The following is a 6,478-nucleotide window of genomic DNA, read 5'->3' on the forward strand; positions in this document are numbered from 1 at the left end:
CATGACAGATACACTCAAGATAGCCGATAAAACATTCAACTCTAGATTGTTTACCGGAACCGGTAAATTCAGTAGTTCAAAAGTAATGCAAGAAGCCATTGTTGCTTCAGAAAGCGAATTGGTTACCGTGGCATTAAAAAGAGTAGAACTAGAAAATGAGAGCGATGATATATTGATTCATCTTAAGGAAAACCACATCAATTTATTGCCCAATACCTCTGGCGTGCGGACTGCCAAGGAAGCTGTTTTCGCCGCGCAATTGGCAAGAGAAGCATTGGAAACCAATTGGGTGAAATTAGAAATCCATCCAGACCCAAAATTTTTATTACCAGACCCAATAGAAACCTTAAAAGCTACTGAAGCTTTGGTAAAACAGGGCTTTATAGTAATGCCCTACATTCATGCAGATCCTGTTTTATGCAAGCGATTAGAAGAAGTTGGGGTACCATGCGTAATGCCGTTGGGCGCTCCAATAGGCAGTAATAAGGGACTAATGACCAAGGATTTCTTAGAAATTATTATTGAACAAAGCAATGTGCCCGTAATAGTGGATGCCGGTATTGGGGCGCCTTCCCACGCCGCATACGCCATGGAGTTGGGTGCAGATGCCGTTTTGGTGAATACCGCTATTGCGGTATCTCAAAATCCAGTACAAATGGGGACTGCTTTTAAACTGGCCGTGCAGGCAGGAAGAATAGCATATAAAGCGAAATTGGCTTCCGTAAAACACCAGGCAGCCGCAAGCAGCCCTTTAACTTCTTTTTTACATGAGTAATTTTATAAACACATTCAATTTATACGACTGGGATACCATAGAACAGGAAATATATAGCTTCTCTTCCCACGACGTGCAAGAGGTTTTATTGAAAGATAAAATCACCTTAGCCGATTTTAAAGTATTGATTTGCCCTGCTGCCAAGCCTTTTATTGAGCAGATGGCACAAAAAAGCCATGCACTGACCAAAAAGCGGTTTGGGAACACCATACAAATGTACGTCCCGATGTACCTCTCCAATGAATGTCAAAATATCTGTACCTACTGTGGTTTCAGCTTAACAAATAAAATACCGAGGAAAACGCTCACAGACAAAGAGATACTTAAAGAAGTAGCCTTTGTTAAACAGTTGGGGTACGATCACATTCTTTTGGTTACTGGCGAAGCCAATAGTACCGTTGGCGTTTCATATTTAAAAAATGCCATTGCTTTAATCCGGGAGTATTTTTCCAATATCAGTATAGAAGTACAGCCATTAGATCAAAAAGAATACGAAACCTTAATTAAAGAAGGCTTGTATGCGGTGTTGGTATATCAAGAAACCTATCATAAAGCAGCGTATAAAACACACCATCCAAAGGGTAAAAAATCAAATTTTGAGTATCGGCTGGATACACCTGACCGATTGGGAAAAGCCGGAGTCCATAAAATTGGGATAGGTGCTTTATTTGGGCTGGAAGATTGGCGGGTGGATAGTTTTTATACCGCATTGCATTTAAAATATTTACAGAAAACCTATTGGAAGACGAAATACTCCATTTCTTTTCCGCGATTACGCCCGCATGAGGGCGAAGTGCAACCCAAAGTTGAAATGACTGATGCCGATCTGGTACAATTGATTTGCGCGTACCGGTTATTAGATGAAGATGTAGAACTGTCCATGTCCACACGGGAGAGCGAAACCTTTAGAAACCACAGTATCAATTTAGGGATCACCTCTATAAGTGCGGAATCGAAAACAAATCCGGGCGGCTATGCCGTTGCCCCACAATCCTTGGAGCAGTTTGAAATTTCAGATGAACGGAGCACGGAAGAAATTAAGCAGATGATACACTCGCAAGGCTACGAGGTTGTTTGGAAAGATTGGGATAAAACGTTTTCAAAATCGGGTTAACATGGAGCTAACAACAGACGAACAACAACAATACAGCAGGCATCTATCGCTCGAAGCAGTCGGGATGCAAGGTCAGTTAAAGCTGAAACACGCAAAAGTAGTGGTAGTAGGTTCCGGAGGGCTTAGTTGTCCTGTACTTCAATACTTGGCAGCGGCAGGCGTGGGCACTATCGGTATTGTTGATGAGGATTCCGTAGAACAATCAAACCTGCAGCGCCAAATATTGTACACACACAAGGATATTGGCAAAAGCAAAGTAACTGTTGCTGTTAATCGATTACACGCATTAAATCCGTTTATTCAGTTTAATGCCCACCAAACACGGATTACAAAGAATAATGCGCTTCAAGTTTTAAAACCCTATGATATTATTGTGGATGGAAGCGATAATTTTGCTACTCGATACTTACTAAACGATGCGGCGGTATTGCTAGGTAAACCCATTGTATTTGGTTCTATTTATACCTTTGAGGGGCAAGTGTCTGTCTTTAATTTTGAGAACGGGCCAACCTATCGGTGTTTATATCCCACTCCGCCACCTCCAAACCAAGTCCCAAACTGCTCAGAAAATGGCGTATTGGGTGTTTTACCAGGCATTATTGGAAGTTTACAGGCCAATGAAGTGTTAAAGATAATTTTAGGCTTGGGATCAATATTATCAGGGCAATTATTGACGTTTGATGCGCTTTCCATGAAGCAATCAATCTTTTCTTTTGAAAAAAATACGGCAAACACCATAAAAGCATTGGAAGAAGATTACCAAGTGTCCTGTGGCGTTTATACCCATACCAAAGAAATCAGTTTTCAGGAATATAAAGAACGAGCGTCAAGCTATAACCTGCTCGATGTTAGAACCCAATTTGAACGGGATGAATTACACATTGAAAGCATCCATATTCCCTTAGATGAATTACCAGAACGATATACCGAAATAGCAGATAATAAAGACCTGTTGGTTTTTTGTAAATCGGGCGCGCGAAGTAAAATAGCCATCAAAATACTACAAAACGATGGTTTTAAAAAAAAGCTTGTAAATTTAAAGGGCGGTTTATTGAGTGCTGTGTCATACCTACAAAAATAGTTTAAAGTAGCTATGAAGCGTTTATCCAAAAACTCCTGAAGCATACAAGGCAAGACCCTTAACGGAAAGTTTGCTTATAGAAATATCCAAAACGGATTTTGGTTCAAAAGCAAAATAAATTGATAACCATCGTAGTGGAAAAGCTTATCCAGATTAAAACTTATAGGAATTATTTTAAGATGATAACCTCGGATGATACTTTTTGAGCAATTATGGCATTTTCACGCTTGAAGATAAGTTGGACAATTCTATATTTATAAGAGTTCAGTGTTCTTCAATAGTAAATCTTAACAAAGAAAGAAAATGAACAAATACACCAAAAGCTACGACATTTACTATGGAAAATATATAAAATTGAGATATTAAAATCAGGTAAAAAAATCTTGGATTGAATGAAGCGATTCCTGCTCCTCAATGGGCAATGTGCTGACCGAGTAATGAAAACAGATGATCCTCTTGAAGTAGTATTTAAAAAGAACTTGATTTCAAAGCTGTAGATGGAATACTTGTGCTGAGTTTAATCGAAGTAGAGTCTGGTAGTTTTCCGATTTTTATCAGGAATGAGCTTACAAGTGAAATAGAATCCGAAAACTTTGGAGTTGGGTTCAAGATTTTTTCTAATAAAGCGCTTTTCTCGGAATGTAGTTTTTTGACCGGGCTCAAGAGAAACCTTTTGATGTAGTCCCAAAGTATCGAGTGCAATGCAGAATATGAGTTGTTTTTAACTTACATTCCTTTTAAAATCCTTTTTCTATTTGGGAGATAAAAAAAGAATCCTCTATTGCTAGAGGATTCCCATTGTTTATTTTTTTGATTCAGCAATCGACACCTTGCGGAATTCTTTCAATAGTTTCTCCAAGGCTAATGAGGATTTTCTAGCTCTTGTTCCTGCTGCTTTATTTCCGTTTTCTAATTGTACTTTAGCATCACTTTCAAATGATTCAAAAGTGTTTTGCATGTTTTCAATAAGTTCTTTCATAAGATTTAGTTTAAATTTTTATTTAAAAAGCGAAAATATATTTATTCTAGTTAAATTCCACTTTTCATCTAAATTAAATTAGTAGACTAGGTCACAATTTTAAGGGTTTTCTGTTTTTTAAACTTATCAAAGCGGTTATAAGAGGTGATTATTTTTTTTATGGACTATAGTTTAAAACGGACTTAACATCAAGTATGAAAATTGGAGTGAACTAATCCTGTTATTTTTCGACATAATTAGCGAAATGGAAATCGGAAGCTTTGGAGTTGTGTCCAAGACCTTTGTTATAGAGCACTTTTCCCCGAATGTAATCTTTTGAACAGGCTCAGGAAAAGCCTTTTTGTAGTCCCGAAGTATTGAGAGTAGAGGAATAGGCTGAGTGGCTACTGTGCGTTAAATATATGATTGTTTATTAAATACTTACGGTTAAAATTGTATTTTTGATTGATATACTTAATTGACAGTAATCAAAAACAACACTCTAAACTATAATGGAGAGTCTCAAACTCATAAAATACTTCACTTCAAACCTTGATATTGATGAAAATGATGTTTTATCATTAGCTGAAAACTGTATGGTAAAAAAGATCAAAAAAGAGGAGTTCTTATTGCGAGAGAATGAACATTGCAAGTATACATTTTTTGTAGAAAATGGACTTTTAAGACAATATTCCATAGATGATAAGGGGAAAGAGCACACCATATCTTTTGCACCTCAAAATTGGTTTGTAACAGATAGAGAAAGTGTCTATTTTGATCAACCATCTGCTTATTATATTCAAGCCTTGGAAAATAGCAAAATAGCAATGATAGATGAGGGTTTCATCCATAAACTTTCAGAAAAAATTCCTTCATTTACAGATTTTAATAATAAATTACTCCACAATCACATTCGCCATTTGCAGAACCGGATCAATATGTTATTAAGCGCGAGCGCAGAGGAACGATACCTCCAGTTTGTTGCTATGTACCCTGATATACTTTTGCGTGTTCCCCAAACAATGGTCGCTTCCTATTTAGGAATTACACCAGAAAGTTTAAGCCGTGTCCGTAGAAAACTGACGCGGAAAAACCTCAAAAATTAGCTTTCCTCTCTACATCAATGTGAATAAGTTGAACTTCGCTTAAGTTCGTTCTACTGCTACATCTTTCTTTTCCCTTAACTTACTTTAAGAGCTGAGCAAATCAGATTAACTTAAGGTTAAAAGTGAATCATTATTTTTTTCAAATTAGGTGGTAGATTGTCCTGAATTTAGCTTCTTACCATACATCAATGCACAGTACACTATTGTAACATAGTTTTGTATCAAATTATAACATTTAACAAAAAAATTATTAAAATGGAAACCACTGAAAAAACAAATTGGAAAGTAGATCAATCACATTCTGATATTGAATTCAAAGTAAAACACATGATGATTTCAACAGTATCAGGCAGTTTTAGAGAATTTGATTCAGAAATTGAAGCAGCCGATGAAAGTTTTAAAGATGCAAAATTTAGATTTACTACCAAAGTCAACTCTATAAGTACAAAAAACAAGGATAGGGATACGCATTTAAAGTCAGATGATTTTTTTAATGCAAAAAAACATCCGAATTTAATTTTTGAATCAAAATCTTTTGACGGAGAAATCATGATTGGCGATATGACGATTAGAGACATAACCAAAGAGGTGTCTCTTAATGTTGACTTCAACGGAATAGCAGATGATCAATATGGACAGACCAAAGCAGGTTTTGAAGCTACAGGAACTATTAACCGGAAGGACTTCAATTTAAACTGGAGTGCAGTAACCGAAGCTGGAAATGTAGTGGTGAGCGATAAAGTGAAGTTGGTAGCCAATCTTCAATTTATCAAGCAGTAATTGAAAACATAAATTATAAAGGTAATAGGTAGGGGTAATTTAATATTAAAACAACTACCTACCTTTATATCTTGAATTTAAAATATTTATAAAATGAAAACAAAAACAGTAGAACTGATAGCAAGTCCAAGGGAGCCCCATTTTGTTGGTGACGGATTTCGAGTGCATAATTTTAAACCGAGTGGTTTTCGAATGAATATGTAGACTTCCCCTTTTTAGGACAGTGCTAAATTAGAAAATATTATTCATTTAGACGTTGATTTTGGTTCAAATGGATTTTAGCAAAGACTATTGGAGGAAGATTTTTTAAGCTATCGTGTGGCCTAAAATTATTGTAATCCTCCACCCAAACTGCTGTGATTTCTCTCACTTGATGTATGGTTTTAAAAATATGAGCATCTAAAACACCTCTACGGAATGAACCATTAAAACGCTCTATAAAAGCATTTTGTGTGGGTTTTCCAGGCTGTATATATTTAAAAACTATTCCGTAGGCCTCACTCCAATCTTTTGTTATCGTTGCAATAAACTCCGGACCGTTATCCATCCGAATATTTTTTGGTTTCCCTCGTTGTTTGATCAGGTGAGTTAACACCCAAAGCACTCGTTTACTAGCCAAAGAATAGTCAGACTCTACGAACAATACTTCGCGATTGGCATCATC

The 6,478-nt window shown here is 36.5% G+C and carries 7 protein-coding genes and 1 pseudogene; 6 read left to right on the forward strand and 2 right to left on the reverse strand.

Translation table 11 applies throughout. The features are described 5' to 3' along the window. The first annotated feature begins 1 nt into the window (after position 1). From RBU60_RS09770 to moeB, 3 genes are read left to right on the forward strand one after another with little or no spacing between them, the layout of a single operon-like run. Positions 2-775, forward strand: a complete 774-nt coding sequence (locus RBU60_RS09770) for a thiazole synthase (RefSeq protein WP_308864721.1) — start codon at positions 2-4, stop codon at positions 773-775. Further along, a complete protein-coding gene (thiH, locus tag RBU60_RS09775; protein WP_308864722.1) occupies positions 768-1,889 on the forward strand; it encodes a 2-iminoacetate synthase ThiH in 1,122 nt (373 codons plus the stop codon). The genes RBU60_RS09770 and thiH overlap by 8 nt, the downstream gene beginning before the upstream one ends. A gap of 1 nt (position 1,890) precedes the next feature. Further along, positions 1,891-2,970, forward strand: coding sequence for a molybdopterin-synthase adenylyltransferase MoeB (moeB, locus tag RBU60_RS09780; RefSeq protein ID WP_308864724.1), 1,080 nt, complete (start codon positions 1,891-1,893; stop codon positions 2,968-2,970). Positions 2,971-3,772: 802 nt separating this feature from the next. Here moeB and RBU60_RS09785 read toward each other — a convergent pair. Next, the gene (locus RBU60_RS09785) at positions 3,773-3,949 is read right to left on the reverse strand and encodes a histone H1 (protein WP_308864725.1); all 177 of its coding nucleotides are present in this window, start codon (positions 3,947-3,949) and stop codon (positions 3,773-3,775) included. Between the two features lie 491 nt (positions 3,950-4,440). Between RBU60_RS09785 and RBU60_RS09790 the strand changes: the two genes are divergently transcribed. The 3 genes and pseudogenes from RBU60_RS09790 to RBU60_RS09800 form a co-directional block, all read left to right on the forward strand. Beyond that, complete coding sequence (locus tag RBU60_RS09790; RefSeq protein ID WP_308864726.1) at positions 4,441-5,034, forward strand: Crp/Fnr family transcriptional regulator; 594 nt, start codon at positions 4,441-4,443, stop codon at positions 5,032-5,034. A gap of 255 nt (positions 5,035-5,289) precedes the next feature. Further along, entirely contained in the window at positions 5,290-5,814 is a 525-nt protein-coding gene (locus tag RBU60_RS09795; RefSeq protein ID WP_308864727.1) for a YceI family protein, read from the forward strand. A gap of 93 nt (positions 5,815-5,907) precedes the next feature. Further along, a pseudogene (locus RBU60_RS09800) lies at positions 5,908-6,015 on the forward strand (pirin family protein); the annotation flags it as partial. 40 nt (positions 6,016-6,055) lie between these two features. Here the strand turns inward: RBU60_RS09800 and RBU60_RS09805 are convergent. After that, positions 6,056-6,478: integrase core domain-containing protein (locus RBU60_RS09805; protein ID WP_308864729.1), on the reverse strand; the 423-nt coding region annotated here is incomplete at its 5' end.

The sequence above is a fragment of the Mesonia profundi genome, from assembly GCF_031085155.1.
GTDB classification, from domain to species: Bacteria; Bacteroidota; Bacteroidia; order Flavobacteriales; family Flavobacteriaceae; genus Mesonia; species Mesonia profundi.

Coding starts and splice junctions, on each gene's coding strand:
- thiH (WP_308864722.1), top strand. CDS start 768: ATGAGTAATTTTATAAACACATTCAATTTATACGACTGGGATACCATA.
- RBU60_RS09790 (WP_308864726.1), top strand. CDS start 4,441: ATGGAGAGTCTCAAACTCATAAAATACTTCACTTCAAACCTTGATATT.
- RBU60_RS09785 (WP_308864725.1), bottom strand. CDS start 3,949: ATGAAAGAACTTATTGAAAACATGCAAAACACTTTTGAATCATTTGAA.
- RBU60_RS09795 (WP_308864727.1), top strand. CDS start 5,290: ATGGAAACCACTGAAAAAACAAATTGGAAAGTAGATCAATCACATTCT.
- moeB (WP_308864724.1), top strand. CDS start 1,891: ATGGAGCTAACAACAGACGAACAACAACAATACAGCAGGCATCTATCG.
- RBU60_RS09770 (WP_308864721.1), top strand. CDS start 2: ATGACAGATACACTCAAGATAGCCGATAAAACATTCAACTCTAGATTG.